The sequence below is a fragment of the Anaerospora hongkongensis genome (assembly GCF_004339805.1).
Lineage (GTDB): Bacteria > Bacillota > Negativicutes > Sporomusales > DSM-15969 > Anaerospora > Anaerospora hongkongensis.
Genome location: NZ_SLUI01000020.1, coordinates 29685 through 45518, shown reverse-complemented (window position 1 = coordinate 45518; position 15834 = coordinate 29685). Strand labels below are relative to the sequence as shown.

The 15834-nt window shown below is 45.7% G+C and carries 11 protein-coding genes; 7 read left to right on the top strand and 4 right to left on the bottom strand.

Going from position 1 to position 15834, the window contains the following annotated elements:
* Positions 1–37 precede the first annotated feature (37 nt).
* The 3 genes from EV210_RS20890 (at position 38) to EV210_RS20880 (ending at position 4247) form a co-directional block, all read left to right on the top strand.
* Positions 38–997, top strand: coding sequence for a protein-tyrosine phosphatase family protein (locus EV210_RS20890; protein WP_132083303.1), 960 nt, complete (start codon positions 38–40; stop codon positions 995–997).
* 148 nt (positions 998–1145) lie between these two features.
* Positions 1146–2099, top strand: a complete 954-nt coding sequence (locus EV210_RS20885; protein WP_132083302.1) for a phosphatase domain-containing putative toxin — start codon at positions 1146–1148, stop codon at positions 2097–2099.
* Between the two features lie 144 nt (positions 2100–2243).
* Positions 2244–4247: a methyl-accepting chemotaxis protein gene (locus EV210_RS20880; protein ID WP_243650660.1), complete on the top strand. Its 2004-nt coding sequence runs from the start codon at positions 2244–2246 to the stop codon at positions 4245–4247.
* Between the two features lie 119 nt (positions 4248–4366).
* Here the strand turns inward: EV210_RS20880 and EV210_RS20875 are convergent, their stop codons facing one another.
* The 3 genes from EV210_RS20875 to EV210_RS20865 form a co-directional block, all read right to left on the bottom strand.
* A complete protein-coding gene (locus EV210_RS20875; RefSeq protein WP_132083301.1) occupies positions 4367–5494 on the bottom strand; it encodes a phytase in 1128 nt (375 codons plus the stop codon).
* Positions 5495–5557: 63 nt separating this feature from the next.
* A complete protein-coding gene (locus tag EV210_RS20870) occupies positions 5558–6514 on the bottom strand; it encodes a protein-tyrosine phosphatase family protein (protein WP_132083300.1) in 957 nt (318 codons plus the stop codon).
* A gap of 57 nt (positions 6515–6571) precedes the next feature.
* A complete protein-coding gene (locus tag EV210_RS20865) occupies positions 6572–7609 on the bottom strand; it encodes a hypothetical protein (protein ID WP_132083299.1) in 1038 nt (345 codons plus the stop codon).
* Positions 7610–8210: 601 nt separating this feature from the next.
* Here EV210_RS20865 and EV210_RS20860 point away from each other — a divergent pair.
* Positions 8211–9749 (top strand): class I adenylate-forming enzyme family protein, encoded by a 1539-nt coding sequence (locus EV210_RS20860; protein WP_207900798.1) that lies wholly within the window; start codon positions 8211–8213, stop codon positions 9747–9749.
* A 68-nt stretch (positions 9750–9817) separates the two neighbouring features.
* Here the strand turns inward: EV210_RS20860 and EV210_RS20855 are convergent, their stop codons facing one another.
* Complete coding sequence (locus EV210_RS20855) at positions 9818–10306, bottom strand: methyltransferase domain-containing protein (protein WP_207900797.1); 489 nt, start codon at positions 10304–10306, stop codon at positions 9818–9820.
* Between the two features lie 302 nt (positions 10307–10608).
* Here EV210_RS20855 and EV210_RS20850 point away from each other — a divergent pair, with 302 nt between their 5' ends.
* The 3 genes from EV210_RS20850 to EV210_RS20840 all read left to right on the top strand — a co-directional run bounded on the left by EV210_RS20850 (position 10609) and on the right by EV210_RS20840 (position 15714).
* Positions 10609–13608, top strand: a complete 3000-nt coding sequence (locus tag EV210_RS20850; protein ID WP_132083340.1) for a BclA C-terminal domain-containing protein — start codon at positions 10609–10611, stop codon at positions 13606–13608.
* Positions 13609–13771: 163 nt separating this feature from the next.
* Positions 13772–14446, top strand: coding sequence for a response regulator transcription factor (locus EV210_RS20845; RefSeq protein WP_132083297.1), 675 nt, complete (start codon positions 13772–13774; stop codon positions 14444–14446).
* A gap of 2 nt (positions 14447–14448) precedes the next feature.
* Positions 14449–15714, top strand: coding sequence for a sensor histidine kinase (locus tag EV210_RS20840; RefSeq protein WP_132083296.1), 1266 nt, complete (start codon positions 14449–14451; stop codon positions 15712–15714).
* Positions 15715–15834: the final 120 nt, after the last annotated feature.

Sequence of the window (15834 nt, the reverse complement as noted above, 5' to 3'; positions counted from 1 at the left end):
CTTTCCCGGGATACTCACTAAAATGAGGAGGAGTCTTATGCAAAGGATTTTATTGCGGAAAAAAGCCGGTCTTACCCTGTTTTTAACATTGCTGTTACTTTGTCAGATCTCATTCTTAGTAATGGCCAACGAAGCTCATAAAGGGCCGGTATTAAAGGTTGACCGGCAGGATATTTCCCAATTGCCAAGAAACTTTAGAATCTCCAATGATCCGTTTAAAGCAACCTTAAAAGATGGCAGCATACCATCACGCGTTGGCATGGATAAAGTCAGGGCATCTGCAAGCAGCATCTTTTCAGAAAAAGAATTTGAACAGATTTTGGCAAAACTCCCTGTCGCTAGTAATAAGGTTATTGTTGTAGATTTGCGTCAGGAATCGCATGGTTATCTGAACGGCACGGCAGTAAGCTGGTATGCCCCGAATAACTGGGGCAATGATGGTAAAACTCTTGCACAGGTAGAACCAATTGAAAGGGAACTGCTTAAGCATGCGTTAGCTAATTCACCGGTTACGCTCTATAATTTTGACGATGATAAAAATGTGCTTACTACGAGCTTCCAGATGACGGTTAATAGCGCACGTACGGAAGAGGAAATGGTTAGATCTCATGGCGCCAGTTATTACCGGCTGGCCTTATCGGACCATTTCCGCCCGGAAGATCAATATGTAGATGAGTTCGTTGAGTGGTACAAACAACTGCCAAAGGATGCCTGGCTGCACATTCACTGTTTTGCCGGAATGGGCCGGACCACTATCTTTATGGCAATGGTTGATATATTGCAGAATGCCAAAAAAGTCAGCTTTGACGATATTGTTGGACGGCAGGCCCTGATTGGTATTGTGGATCTTCGAGATATCGGAAATAAACAGAACTGGAAGCGCAAGGCATATATCGAACGTTTGCAGTTTACCAAGCATTTTTATGAATACGTGAAACAAAGTCCTAAAGAATTTCCGGTGAAATACTCGGAATGGGCTAAAAAGCACGACTATTAACCTAAAAATAAACTTCGTACAAGGTTGTCGCTTAGCGGATAAAAGTGGCGGAACTCTTTTGCTCAAGGAGTATCGCCATTTTTGTTCCATTAGGCTTAGGATCGCACTGTGTAAGGCCAGAGAAATAAAAAGGTAAGGGATGAATGGTATGAAAAAAGCAGTATTCAGTAAAAGATTAGGCGTGGTGATCCTGTTTGTTGTGCTGTTGCTTTGCCAGACTTCGCTGACAGTACTGGCTGACGAGCCGCAAAACGGTGAAGTTATTTTAAAACTCGATAGACCAGATGTTTTGCAGCTGCCCAAAGATTTTAGAACTTCCCATGATGCCTTTGCTAAGCCGGGAAAAGGAAAGATACCTGAACTGATACCCTCACGAGCAGGTATGGATAATTTAAATATTTCAGGAAGCAGTACCTTTTCGCAGCTGGAACTTGCCAAAATGCTTACGCAGCTACCGGCAGACCGCTTAATTATCGTAGACTTACGTCTGGAATCTCATGGCTATTTAGATGGCATGGCAGTTAGCTGGTATGGTGCATTTAACCGGGCTAATGTCGGCAAAAGTCCAGCCGAAGTAGAAACAATCGAAAGAGAACTATTAGATCAGACTTTGCTTGGTCCTGCTAAAGTAGCCCGGCTTAATCCGGATAAATCAATCGGTTCAACTATAGAGCTAAACGTTACCCATGCCTTAACTGAGGCAGAATTAACCAATATCTTTGGTGTAAAATATTTCCGGGTTCAATCGCCGGATTATGTGAAGCCGACAGATGAGAATGTAGACCAGTTTCTTGCTTTTTATAAAAAGCTGCCCAAAGATGCCTGGCTGCATTTTCACTGTCATGCGGGAGAAGGGCGGACCACTGTGTTCATGGCAATGATCGACATGCTGCGCAATGCCCGGCAAGTGAGCTACGACGATATTATGGCACGCCAATGGTTAATTGGCGGCCAGGATATTCGCACGGCAACGTCTGCTGATCCCTGGAAACAAGTTGTTTATGCGGAACGTGCTCAATTCACGAAGGATTTTTATACTTACGTAACACAAAGAGATAATGAGGCAATAACCTGGACGGAATGGAACAAGCAACATAAATAGCATGCCAACTGATCGCGAGTTATTGTGCAATAGTGACAGCAGAATAGCTCAGCAGCTTGCTTTTCTTGAATCAGGCATTGGAATTAGGCAGAATCCAATGCCTGATTTATTTGAAGAATTTAAATAAATTAAGTGGAGAAGGATATGATGACAAAATCATTACGGTTACGCACCAAGCTGTTACTTATGCTTATAGTTCCCATGCTGCTTATTCTTGGGGCGATGAGTTTTTATGCCTTTTATGGTTCGCGCAATATACTTAATGAGCAAATTGTTCAGACAGCAAGTTATATGGTTGAGAGTAAGAGCAGTACTATTAACGCTTCTTTAAAAGAAAAAGAAGCGTTAGTTGCTACAATTGCTAAAGTATTAGGGGAAAGATCAATGACGCAGGTCGAGGAAATTGCTTTTTTAAAACAGGTAAAAGCTTCACGCCCGGGAATTCAGTCGGCATATACAGGCTATGAAGATAAAAGCTGCGCCGATTCCCAGGGGGTTACGGAAAAGGAAAAACCAGCAGGTTATGATCCCCGTACAAGAGAGTGGTATAAGACCGCATTGCGAACCAGTGAAGTCGACTATACCGAAATCTATGAGTCCACCGCCAAACAACTGTCAGCCGGAGTTGTCAAGAAAATTGTACGGGATGGGAAGGCTATCGGTGTTGCCGGAATTGGCATAGATATTCAACCTATCCATCAACTAGCTAAAGAGTTTACAATAGGTAAAACCGGCTATGCCGCCATACTGGATGAAAAAGGGAATTTCGTCTATCATCCTAATTTCGGGCTAAAAGACAATATCCTAAAAGTTGAAAATGGTGCTATTGCCGAATATGGCAGAAGCCTGATGAAGCGAACGACAACGGTCCAAACTGGCAACATAAGCGGCGTGGAAATGCTGCTAGCATCTTCACCAATTGGCGATACGGGCTGGACATTTGCCGTTTTTGTTCCTAAGGCAGAAATGCTTGAACAGGTGTATGCGCTGGGAATGCATTCACTGGTTTCCGGTGTAGTTGGCCTTGTTTTATTAGGGAGCATTATTCTGCTCATCACCCTGCAAATTGTACGGCGGATCAAAGGGGTGGAGGATATGGCTGAAAAGGTGGCCCAAGGTGACTTGACGATGGATACGCAAAACACCGCCGGAATAATAGACGGAGATGAAATTGATAATTTAAAGCATAGCTTTCTTCGTATGACCGTAAATTTGCGCAATCTCATTGCACATGTCCATTCGTCGGCTGGTCAGGTCACTACTTCGGCGGAACAATTTAGTGAAAGCTCCCGCCAGTCTGCCGAAGCAGCCAGTACGATGGCAGCAGCAATCAGTACGGTGACGCAGGGCTCAGAAGCGCAGGTACATGTATTAGATCAGGTTTCTACTGTTGTTGCAGAAATGTCGGCAAATATGGAAGAGCTTGCCACAACAGCTAATCGTATGGCTAAAGTCGCAGAAAAAGCTACTTTGGCAACCGATGCCGGGCAGCAGGCGATCGGTAATGCTGCAAAACAGATGGATAGTATGGTTAGAGCGGCCGGCAAGGCGAAGGCTGCTTCCGGTGAGCTTGAAGACAGTTCCAAGCAGATTGGCGAGATTGTCCAACTCATTTCCAGTATTGCCGGGCAAACAAATCTGCTGGCACTGAATGCTGCTATTGAAGCAGCCCGGGCGGGAGCGCATGGCCGGGGCTTTGCTGTTGTGGCGGAAGAGGTAAGAAAACTGGCCGAACAATCGGAGCGGGCAGCGCAGCAAATTACCGGGCTTATTCAAAGAAATCATCATAATATAAACAATGTAGTTGAATCAATTGAAACAGCCATTGCTAATGTCGACCAAGGAGTTACTGTAGTGGGGGCGGCAGGTGTCGAATTCCAGCAAATCGCCTATTTTGTCAAAGAAGTGGTCAGTCAGGTACGGAGTATTTCTGGTTCGTTAGCCCAGTTGGCCGCAGGCAGTCAGCAGATTGTAGCTTCGGTAAATGAGGTTGAAAAAACTTGTCAGGAGGCCACCGGTGAATTGCAGACTGTTTCGGCAGCAGTACAGGAGCAATCCGCCTTCACTGAGGAAATTGCCTCAGCCTGCACGATGCTTTCACGTCTGGCAGAACAGCTGAAGGCGCAGGTAAGCATTTTCAGAATATAAACTAGCGGTTTTAAAGGAGGGCGGCAAGCTCATGAGTCTGCCGCCTGCTGTTTGTGTGAGGCTGCTTGTCAAAAAATAGTAAGCTCTCCTGAAGTACCTTCAGAAGAGCTTACTATTTTTTAGTGTTTCTTCAATTTGCGCGGATTAACGGTATTGTCCATTTCGAGGTTAAGGGCTTTGGCGATCTTGTCCCAGCGCACTATTTTGAAGTTTTGGTTTAGCTTTTTAGCGCCGTCCATGTTTTCACCGTCCTGGGCAATAAACAGCCCGTAAGGAAAGTCCTTGCCGAGATTAAGGCCAATCACGTCAATGCCATCAGTATCGTTGGTTCCGTCAATCAGGCCGTCGTCAATGGAAAATCTGCCAATAAAGGCATTGTTTCCACCCCGTTCATAAACGGTGTAGCTGTTGTTGCCCTGGCTGGAGGCCAGTAAGTAGCCCTTCCCGTTCTTAGCATAGTAAATTGTCAAACCTTCAACATCAGCAATTAAATTTCCTGGTCCGACAGAATCAATCAGGATACGGTTGGTGCCGGCAGTTGGTTCGGCACCATACTTCCAAATGCCCACATTTTCTTCCGATACATAGAAATTACCTAATTCATCATCTGCCACCATACCTTCGGAAATACTGCCGATTTCAAAGGAGCGTACCAGCTTGGCATCAATTTTGCCGCTGCCGTTATCGAAAAGCTCATATTGCTCAAATTCTCCCTTATGTCCGGAAACAAGAGCGTAAAATTTATCATTAATCAAACTGTGATATAAAGAGAAGCCGTAGACTACTTTCATCTTGGCGAAGATGTCCCGAGCCGCGATATTGGTCAGCTCTCCCGTGTCACGGTTAATGGCATAGATGAGAATACCATTGTTCTTGGCTCTGTCGGTAGCGGCTGCTATGTCAACTTTTTCCTTGCCAAGCAGAAAGTTGTAGCGTACATCGACGTTGTTGGGTTTGCCGACTTTGACGGAAGATAATTCTTTACCCTTCAAGTCATAAACCAGCAGACCGCCTTGCTTGTTGGTGGCAATGATCTTGCTCTGGGCAACATCCTTGGGATGGACCCAGAGTGCTGGATCATCGGCGGCATCTTTACCTGACACCACAACATCGGTTTCGTAATCAGCCTGAACGGCAACATCGTGATAGTGTTTAGCTGCTTCTGACAGCGAATAGCTTGCTGTCCAGCCGGCAGTTAAGAAAGATACCGTCAAAAAAGCTGCACATAGTTTTTTTGTCGATTTCATGAATGCAATCACCTCATAACAAATTTTACTGACTTTCACCGATTTGGTCAGCCTTTTTTGCTGTTAATCTTTATGCTCTTTCACCCATTGTGACCATTTAACAGGCAGATCATCGGGGCTCGTGGTTACATATTCATAAAATTTAGTTAGCAGCTTGGCTTTTTCTTTATATAGAGGAACTTTATAAGCGTCTTTTTCCTTAGAAGCAGTGACTTTCATAGCATCATTGCCGCCAAGCAAATATTGGCGTTTGACGATATCTTCAAAGCTGACCTTTTTCCCATTGCGGAGAATGTCATACATAACCATGGCCTGAGTGGTGCGGCCTTCGCCAGCGAAACAGTGAAAATGAAGCCAAGCGTTTTGAGGCAGATTTTTATAAAGCTTGACGAAATCATCTACCGCGTCATTGTCGAAAGAAGAGTGGTCGGTCCCTTGCATACGGAAGTAATTCACACCGCGGGAAGTAACAAATTCCAGTTCGGTAAGGGCGGTATCCACCATAATTTTATAGGTTTCAGAAGCCTTTTTATTGTCGTCAAGCACAGAAATCTCAATAGGGGCCTGTAATGCGGTCCGCAGCCAGGCTTTTTCATCTTTTTCAACCTGCGCAGTCGATTTGCCCTTGTTAATCCAGTTGCGATCAATATAGGAGCTGACTGCGATGCCATTTACAAAGCCGTGTGATTCCTGACGCAAGTCCAGTATATAAATGGGACCGGAAGTTAAGGTTTTGATCTGGGCAATCATTTTATCAAACTGGGCAGCTCCGAACATACCGCTGCCTGATATTTGTAACGTATCTAAACCCTCCCGGGAGGGTAAATCGCCTTTAAATTTCTTGTTTTGGAAGGGGTCTAGCGATGTTCTAAAGCTTGCAGGAAATTCGTTAATGTTTTTACCGTCAATTCGCCATACGGGTTCTTCCTGATTGGCTTGTGGTGAGACAGCAGCAAAAAGGCTTGTCTGACAGATCAGTACAATAGATAAGATCAAGAGCAACGATATTGCTTTTCTCATTATATGTCCTCCTTTAAAATTTAAATGTAAACATTATAAGTCAATATGCTTTATAAATTAAAATTTAGAAGTGACTTTAATTCCAGTGTTCTGCCAGCTTTCGCCGGTGGCTTTAAACTCGCCCCAGAAATGCTCCAGCTGAAGTACAACCGATTTACTGATTCGGTGATTTATAGTAGCGCCAATTCCCTTGAAACCAGTTTCTTCATTATAATTATCATCCCAGGCAGTATAGTCGGCTGATACGAAAACTCCAGGGTCGGAGTTCAGATAGGTTGCCACGAATTGTGTGTCGCCTGTTTTTTTGGTCTTGCCAAGTTTAAGCTCAGCAACTTTGGCCGTTGTATCTTTGCCATTGTAGGTAACGCCAATATTTTTTACATATTCAGTAGTGAATACTAAGTTTTTTGCGAGCGCATATGAGGCAAATGCTCCGCGGTATTTGCTGATATCTTGCCTGCCGATATAAAGACCGTAATTTCCTTTGCTGTATTCGTGTTCCCAGGCATAGGCCTGAAAATTAGAGGTGGAGCCTTCTGTTTCATAATTAAGTTTTGTTCCTGTAACTTTATCCGGGTTAGTCGGGTCACCGTAGACAGGTGATACTGATTTAATATTTTTCACAGTGTCTTCCTGACTGTCTTTACCTGCTACTACGTAGAAGGTATTTGACTGATCAGGTTTCCAGGTTGCCCCAAGGCCCGCTAAGCCGTCACCGTCCAGCCAAAGACCAGGCCCTATCGTTAAAGGCATGCTGCCTACACGGGCAGTAAGTGTATTACTCAAATTTCGCTCTAGCCACACATCTTCCAGCGTAATTTTATTTGATTCTGTACTCTTCTCGCGGTTATTGGATTGTTTAAATTTAAGTTGCATGCCAAACATAGTCTCTGGATCAGGCCTTGCCGTAATAAGCGTTTTGACTTCGGTTTTGCTTTTAGATTCATTCTCTTCAGTCCACTCATATTTTGTTTTTGTTGACCAGGTGACGTCAAAGATGTCATCTTTGATTTTAGCGGCGGACACATCAATCGCTGACAGGTTTACTACTGCAAAAGCAGCGGCCGCGATGGCAATGGTTTTCTTCTTCTTCACTTTCATTCCTCCAATATTTTATGACTTACTATGCTATTGCCAATAAATCTGGCTTGGCCATGGTTGGCTTGGCAATATACACCCCAGGAAGAGTATAATGAGAAAAAACTTCGTAGAATACCTGTTTATGGCACTTCGCGTGAATAAATACACAAATTATGATTAGGTTTTGATTATGTTTTAGTTAGTATTGTTAACTTATGGTCACATTATAATATGAAGATTAGAATTATTCAACAGAATATTGGTGATTTTAAAAATATTAGTAATATTTTGATAATATTCGAAGGGTTTGATGGTTAAGTCTTTGTGTTGTAGTTGTTATAGTGCTCCGAAAGTGATAGGAAAATAAAATGAGCAAATAAAAAAGCTATTGCATAAACCAGATCTATTTCTTCATCTAATACGCAGTAGGAAAAAAACTTGCCAGAGTAAACATTTTGATATATGATAAACCTATCATGAGCAATGGTGCTCCATAAACAACTGTTTATGGAGCTTTTGTTTAATTTTACATCGGGAAGCAAAGAAGCTTCGCAAACCTCTATTTAGGTATGCGGAGCTTCTTTTTTGGTTATAGAAAGGACTGATGATTTTGTTAATGCATCAATTATTGTTACACGGCGCCATGAAACAGCCTGATAAAACGGCTTTTCGCTGGGTAGATCGCAATACTGAATTAACCTATAGCCAGGCAGTAGAGAGAATGGAGCGCTTTGCCGGTGTACTTCATTATTTAGGAGTTGCTAAACGGGAAAGGGTAACTATTTTTGCGCAAAATAGTTTGGATTATCTGCTGGCAATGTTTGCTTGCTGGCGTATTGGTGCAATTGCTGCATTGGTTGATGTGCAGTTTGCCGATCAATTAGAATATTATTTAGATGATCATCAACCCAGTGTGGTGATCTATGGCCAGGAATGGGCTGAGCAGGTGAGCAGGTCTGCAGCTGAGGTGCGTAGTATACGCCATCTAGTTTGTATGGAGGGAGCTCAGATCGGCTCTGAAAGCCTGCCTGCGTTATTGGCAGCGGGATTCCCTACGCCGATTGATCCCGGCAATGAACTGGCAATTGCTCATCTATCCTATACCGCCGGAACAAGTGGTCAGCCTAAAGGGGTATGTCTGATGCACGAGCCGACGATGAAGGCTGCCAACTGCATTGCGGAGAGGCTGCAATTAACGTTAGATGATAGCTCATTGGGTGTGACTAATTTTGCCAGTTGGTATCAGTTGATTGGCAATTTGCTGCCGATGCTGCATCGCATGGCGACTATTAATATCATATCCGGCTGGACACCGAAGCTGGGCTGGCAAGCAATTGAAGATACAAAAGCGACGGTTTTGGTTGCTAACCCAGGCATATTATCGGATATAGCGGAAGAAGCAAAAGTACGCGGCCGGACACCCGGTGCATTACGAATGGGCCTTTCCGGCGGCTGGCCAGCTGCCAAGCAATTAAAAATAGCCTGGCGGGATGAACTGAAAGTACCACTGCTGGAAAGTTATGGGCAAAGTGAGCTAGGCGGTTTTGCCGCGATGGGCTATCCTCAATTCGAGCCCGATCGCCGCCTTAGTGCAATTGGGCCGGTTCAACCTGATAAAGAAGTGAGGATTCTGGATGCTGCAGGCAAGGAAGTTCCTGTCGGGCACATTGGGGAAATCTGCCTGCGCGGCGGCTATATGTATGGATATTGGGGAAAAGCGGATAAAACTGCAGAAGTTATGCGTGGCGAATGGCTGCATACCGGAGATGCCGGATGGATTGATCATGAGGGGTATATTACGGTCAGAGGACGCTTCACGGAAATCATTACTGTAGGAAATAAAACATGGTTCCCACGGGACATTGAAGAAGCTATTACCGTATTGCCGGAGATTAAGCAAGCTGCAGTTATCGGAATACCTGATCCGCAATTAGGGGAACGGCCGATTGCATATGTTGTATTACTGCAGCCTAAAGCAGATCTTTCTGCTATCAAAGCAGCGCTTAAAACAAGGGTAGATTATGACATATCTGTTTTGCGTATTGAAAAAATTGACCAGCTGCCTATAACTCCTAATGGTAATGTTGCGAAGGCACAGCTAAAAGCTTTGGCAATTCGAAAGCAAGCTTTATCAAATGTGGATAACAATAATTAAATTTTCTACTACGCTTGGAACTAAAGAAGTCTCTAACTTGGCACGAAGTTAGAGACTTCTTTTTTTAGTTAGACAAAGTTATACAGGATTTGGGGCGCCGTTTGCAACTCTATTTTTGCTTCCCGAGCCGGTTTGACAGCTGTCAATTCTACAGCCATTTCAAAGACAACATTTCGTAGAGTCATAATATCGGACATAATATCCTGGGTTAGGCGGCCGCTATGTTGACTGGCCGAGATGCTTAAAAAAATGGTATCAACCCGCCAATCACCACGATAACCATAATCAGCCCGCCAATAATAAGGTTGGGAAAAGTAGCCAAAGGAATTCAAAAAGTAGGGACGGACATGTGTTGGGTCTTCAAAAGCATCGTCACTTGATCCATAAGGCAGAAAGAAAGTTAGTTTCGCCTCCGGCTTAGCAACCCGATAGAGTTCCTGCAACATGGGCAAGGGATTTACAATGTGCTCCAGCAAATGGCTGGCCAAGATTTCTTCAATACTATTGTCTGGTAGAGGCAAGGGATTTGTACTGCATTTATCCAGATCAAATACCAAATCTACCCCAGGAGAGCTTACGCAATCAACATTTATCCAATCCGGTAATATTGTTTTACCGCAACCTAGGTGTAATTTATCAGATGTAGTAACGATTAGAATCACTCCCTTATACACGCACAATTTCAATACTCTATTCTATTCGCCAGTTCGTAGCTTTGTGTCAAAAAATAGACTGAAGCTGAGGCAAAAAAAAGCAACGAATTAACCTATCGGCAGTTCCCTCTTGCTAGGCAGCTACATATTCTATTATGTAATACTCCACGCAAAAAAGCGTACAATGGGGAGGTGTGGAAGCTTTAATGGATCGAACGGAATTAGATAATTCGAAGGATATAAAAAGATCGAAAAGAAGGCACCGGAGCCGTCGTTATCATCGCAGGCCTAAATATACATTTAAAGATATTTCCATTGAAGAACCGCAAAGTACAGGCTGGTCAGGAACAAACTGCTCCAATAAGGACTGGAAGGAAAAGGATTGTTCGCCGAAAGACTGGTCACAAAAAGAATGCGGTGATAAAGGCTGGAAGGGGACATCTTGCAAAAACAAGTGGATCGATAAAAAATGTGATAAATGGCCAGAAAAAGAATGCGAAGATAAGTGGCAGAATAAGAAATGCGACCATAAGTGGCCGGAAAAAGAATGCGAAGACAAGTGGCATTGTAAGAAGTGCGACCATAAGTGGCCGGAAAAAGAATGCGAAGACAAGTGGCATGATAAGAAATGCGACCATAAGTGGCCGGAAAAAGAATGCGAAGACAAGTGGCATGATAAGAAATGCGACCATAAGTGGCCTGAAAAGGAATGCGAAGACAAGTGGCATGATAAGAAGTGCGACCATAAGTGGCCGGAAAAAGAATGCGAAGACAAGTGGCATGATAAGAAGTGCGGCCATAAGTGGCCTGAAAAGGAATGCGAAGATAAGTGGCATGATAAAAAGTGCGGCCATAAGTGGCCTGAAAAAGAATATGAAGATAAGTGGCAGGAAAAGAAATGCGACCATAAGTGGCCTGAAAAGGAATGCAATCACAAGTGGCCGGAAAAGGAATGCAACTACAAGTGGCCTGAAAAGAAATGCAATCATAAGTGGCACGAAAAAGAATGTGGCCATAAGTGGCCCAAAAAGGAATGCAATCACAAGTGGCCTGAAAAAGAGTGTGATCATAACTGGCAGGACCAGGAGTGCTGCTGCGAACCTAACTGGCAGAAGCAGGAATGCTGCTGCGACCATAACTGGCAGGACCAGGAATGCTGCTGCGACCATAACTGGCAGAAGCAGGAATGCTGCTGCGACCATAACTGGCAGGACCAGGAATGCTGCTGCGACCATAACTGGCAGGACCAGGAATGCTGCTGCGACCATAACTGGCAGAAGCAGGAATGCTGCTGCGAACCTAACTGGCAGAAGCAGGAATGCTGCTGCGACCATAACTGGCAGGACCAGGAATGCTGCTGCGAACCTAACTGGCAGGACCAGGAATGCTGCTGCGACCATAACTGGCAGGACCAGGAATGCTGCTGTGACCACAGCTGTAATCATTCCTGCCAAACGGTTAGTGTCTGTATAGTTGGTCCGACCGGTGCGGTTGGCCCAACGGGAATAACCGGTACAACTGGAGCTACTGGCCTTCCTGGACCTACCGGACCAACAGGTGTGACAGGTGCAACCGGTCTAACAGGAATAACCGGAACTACAGGAGCTACTGGACCTACTGGACCTACTGGACCTACCGGAGCCACGGGGGCTTTGATTCCTGGAGAAGCACTGTTTAATGTGATTGGTCCTACTGGCAGTGCGACAGTTGGTTTTGGGGATAATTTAATATTCCAATCAACAACTCTGGATATTACGGTTACGCCGGGGTCGGCAATAGTAACGATAGAGGATCCTGAGGTGGGTGGCCCGACGGGAGCAACAGGAGCCACCGGAGCTACGGGGGCCACAGGAGCTACGGGAGCCGGAGCGACAGGCGCAACCGGAGACGCGGGAGCCACAGGAGCAACAGGAGCCACCGGAGCTACGGGGGCCACAGGAGCTACGGGAGCCGGAGCGACAGGCGCACCCGGAGACGCGGGAGCCACAGGAGCCACAGGAGCCACCGGAAATACGGGGGCCACAGGAGCCACGGGAGCGGGAGCGACAGGCGCAACCGGAGACGCGGGAGCCACAGGAGCAACGGGAGCCACAGGAGCGACAGGCGCAACCGGAGACGCGGGAGCCACAGGAGCAACCGGCGACACGGGAGCCATAGGAGCAACTGGCGATACGGGAGCCACGGGAGCAACCGGCGACGCGGGAGCCACGGGAGCAACCGGCGACGCGGGAGCGACAGGAGCGACAGGAGCAACCGGCGACGCGGGAGCTACAGGAGCGACAGGAGCCACCGGAGATACGGGAGCTACAGGAGCCACCGGAGCAACCGGAGCTACAGGAGCAACCGGAGATACGGGAGCCACAGGAGCAACGGGAGCAATCGGAGATACGGGAGCCACCGGAGACACGGGAGCCACAGGAGCGACAGGAGCAACCGGAGATACAGGGGCCACCGGAGACACGGGAGCCACAGGAGCGACAGGAGCCACCGGAGATACAGGGGCCACAGGAGCGACAGGAGCCACAGGAGCCACAGGAGCGACAGGAGCCACCGGAGATACGGGAGCCACAGGAGCGACAGGAGCCACCGGAGATACGGGAGCTACAGGAGCAACCGGAGCTACAGGGGCCACCGGAGCAACGGGAGATACTGGGGCTACAGGGGCCACGGGAGCTACAGGAGATACTGGGGCTACAGGGGCCACGGGAGCTACAGGAGATACAGGAGCAACCGGAGCTACAGGGGCCACCGGAGCAACGGGAGATACAGGGGCCACCGGAGCCACCGGAGAGGGTTTAGCTGCATTTGGTTATGTTTATGAGTTAGCTACTTTAGCAGATGCAACGGTAGTTGGAGGCGCGGATGTTCCGTTTTCGAATAACGGTCCACTTACCGATATAACCCATACAGCTGGTGCAACTCCTGTAACGGTTGGTCTCGCCGGCGTTTATCAGATTGAGTATAGTGTCAGCATTACTGCAGGCGTAGGGTCACAAATTGCTATTGCCATAAATGGAACTGTTGATCCGTCTACACCGGTATCAGCCTTGGTTGCTACAGGCATTATTTCCGGGCAGACAATGATTTCGCTGGCTGCCGGCGATGTAATCACTTTGCGTAATAACTCTGCTATTCCCCTTACCTTAACATTAGCGCCTGGTGTTGGCGCACAACTGACATTAGAAAGAGTGGGAACGGGACCCTAATAGCCTCTTGTTAAATGAAGAAAAAGCCTTTGCTGCTGCAAAGGCTTTTCTTTTTCATTATAGGCTTACAGATTATGGGGGGAGGGTTTTATAATAAAAAAACGAATGATACTAAGAATATGGCATTGTTATTATTAAAATCTCGCGCACCAGGAGGGATATCATGCGAATCCTAGTTGTAGAAGATGATACCGTTTTAAGAGAAGCTGTTGTTGCTCTTCTGTTGGAAGAAAAGTATATGATAGATGAGGCTGCAGCCGGTGATGAAGGGTTGTACATGGCTGAGCAAGGGATATATGACTTGCTGGTACTGGATATTATGCTGCCTGGAATATCCGGACTGGAAATAGTAAAAGCATTGCGCAGCAAAAGTTATCCTGTGCCCATATTGCTGCTCACTGCACGGGACAGCATTGATGACCGGGTGATTGGCCTGGAAACAGGTGCTGATGATTATTTGGTAAAACCGTTCGCACTCAGAGAACTGTTAGCGAGAGTCAAAGCGTTGACGCGGCGCAGGGGCAATGTTGGGCTAGAAGGCGAATTAAATTATGGTTCTATTATCCTCAATAATAAAGTAAGGGATGGCTTTGTGGATAACACGGCCCTTGGTTTGACGACAAAAGAGTTTGAGGTTTTGGAATTCTTTATACTGAATCAAGGTCAGATTTTAACCAGAGAACAGATTTTTGACCGGATCTGGGGGTTTGATTCGGACACGGTATTAAGTATTGTTGATTTGTATGTTCATTACTTGCGCAAGAAACTTTCCCCTTATAAATTGGATACGATTATCCAAACTGTACGCGGTGCGGGCTTTATGTTAAAGGAGAAGTAAGAATGTTTACAAGTACGCTCCGTAAATTGACGGCATTAATTTCACTCGTCTTTTTGCTTATTTTTATCATATTTACTTCCATTTTTTATGGCTATATCTCTTATAACTTATTCGATAAGATTGACGATGCAATGCGCCTCCAGGCTGGTTCTTTTCAGTTCGTCAATGGGCGTGCTCAATTTCCGCGGCCGCGGCCGCTGTTTGATCCGCGTATTTTCTTATTATTGCGGAGCACAGAAGGGCAGATTGTTAATATTTCGCCTTTTCGTATAGAAGAAAATAACTATCTTGCGGAAATTGTTCCCAAAACCAACATAGAAGAGCCTGAAACCAGAGAGTATGAAAATCATGTATACCGTATTGTAGCCGTACCCTATCGGTATGAGAATAAGCTTTTTAATGAAGAGTTTGTAATCCGGGAAGTTATCGCAATCAGCATTGTTGATCCTGAGGTAGGATTACTTAATAACCTGCTTTGGATTATTATCGGAGGCTTAATTGTCGGTATGGTCAGCATTATTGTGGCCAGTTATTTTTTAGCCAGGCGGGCTATGATTCCTATCCAGGCTGCTTGGGAAAAGCAGCAGCAATTTGTTGCGGACGCATCCCATGAATTGCGTTCGCCGATTACCGGAATTTATAGCAATGCAGAATTAATGCTGAGGCATCCGCAACTGACCATTCAGGAACAAAGTCATAGAATCAATACGATTATGAAGGAATCTTCGCGTATGACTAAGCTGATTGCCAGCCTGCTTACATTAGCCAGATCGGATGCAGATAAGGCGGAATTGCAAGTGGCTCCTGTTGATTTCAGTGAAATGGTTGAAATGGTCGCCGAGCATTTTAAGCCGTTAGAGGAGCTCAATAAGGTTAGCCTGACAGTGCAGATTAAACCGGCAATAGAATTAATGGCTGACCGGGAAAGGCTGCATCAGCTTGTGGTTATTTTGCTGGATAATGCATTTAAGTACACTAGCGAAGGCGGAAAGATTCTACTTTCCTGTGATAAAGATGACAAATCTGCAATAGTAGTTGTGCAAGATACCGGATGCGGTATAGCCGCAGAACATTTGCCGCACATCTTTGACCGTTTTTTTCGCGGGGATAAGGCACGCTCCCGTGATAAAGGCGGTACGGGCCTTGGTTTGGCCATTGCTAAGTGGATTGTGGAGAAACATGGAGGAAAGATTGCCGTCGAAAGCTCGGGCAAAGGAACCACTTTTCAGGTGTCACTTCCGATTGGCAAGATTCGTAAAGACCGGTAAAGCTGAAGGCAAAGCAGGAGTCTTAGGCCATATTAGCGAATCAATCATAAAGAATAGTCTGCTAATTTCAGATTTACGGACGGGAGAATCAGAAAGTCCAATTACAACTGTGTGCAAAAG